Here is a 949-nt window from a genome sequence, read left to right on the forward strand (position 1 = left end):
GTCAGCAGAAGAAAACTGCATGACCGAGAATGTTGCGTCACTTCGTTCCGTCAAGGTGGCTACACCCCCTTGCGCCGCTAAAGCGGCTATCCCCTGTGGACTTGCCGTCCGCAAACGGTTTTGACAAACCGTTCGCCGCCAGCAAGTTTGAAAATCAAGAATCTTAATTTGATAAAGGAGTGTGATTCTATGAAAAAGAAATTACCCATAATCCTCTTGGGTGTTATTTTGGCTTGTGTGTTGGTTTTCGGTTTCCTTTATGCAAACAATGACATTGGTAAAACCGCAAACAGTTTAGAAGCAGACATTCGCCAATCTCAAAAAATTTTGGATGATTGGATTGTTGATGGAAGCATTTCCGACACAATGGCTGCATTTATTTCTTACCCACAGGACAAGACAGACCACACTTTTTCTGTCTATGTAAATCGCCCTGGCTTGTCTTTTGGATATTTCTTCCGTGGTGGTGGAGATATAGTTGAGGTTGATGATTACATTGCAGAGTTTGTTGTTGAGGGAAATAACGAAAGGGCATTTATCTCAATGAATACCCAAAATATTGTTCGACTTGAAGTAGATGATGGCAACGGCATTCAGGTGATTGATATTGATAGTGGCAAGCCTTTCGCCATTGTCCTGCCCCTCAATGTAGGAAACATCTGTTTCTATGATACGAATGGAAATGTTGTGGAATATCTTCGCCAACAACTTTGACCAACTTCAATTTACCGAACTGAACACAACAACTGAATACCGAAAATCAGACCGTTGACTGGTCGCACTATGCGAAAAGTTGACGGTCTTTTTTTATCCGCAAAATCAAAAAAGGAGGTCAATCACAATGACAAAACCGAAAACCCTTGAACAGCTTCGAGCCGAAAAGGAACGAGCCGAGACGCAGCTTGCACAGGAACAGCACAAGCTGGAGCGTCTGGAGAACAGAAAGAAG

Annotated in this window: 1 protein-coding gene and 1 pseudogene; both read left to right on the forward strand. The window is 42.9% G+C overall.

The annotated features are described in order from the left end of the window. Positions 1-189 precede the first annotated feature (189 nt). The gene (locus DW826_RS17680) at positions 190-714 is read left to right on the forward strand and encodes a hypothetical protein (protein WP_015516227.1); all 525 of its coding nucleotides are present in this window, start codon (positions 190-192) and stop codon (positions 712-714) included. A gap of 127 nt (positions 715-841) precedes the next feature. Then, positions 842-949 (forward strand): annotated as a pseudogene (locus tag DW826_RS18785) (troponin T, cardiac muscle); the annotation flags it as partial.

The sequence above is a fragment of the Clostridium sp. AM34-11AC genome, from assembly GCF_003435375.1.
GTDB classification, from domain to species: Bacteria; Bacillota; Clostridia; order Lachnospirales; family Lachnospiraceae; genus Pilosibacter; species Pilosibacter fragilis.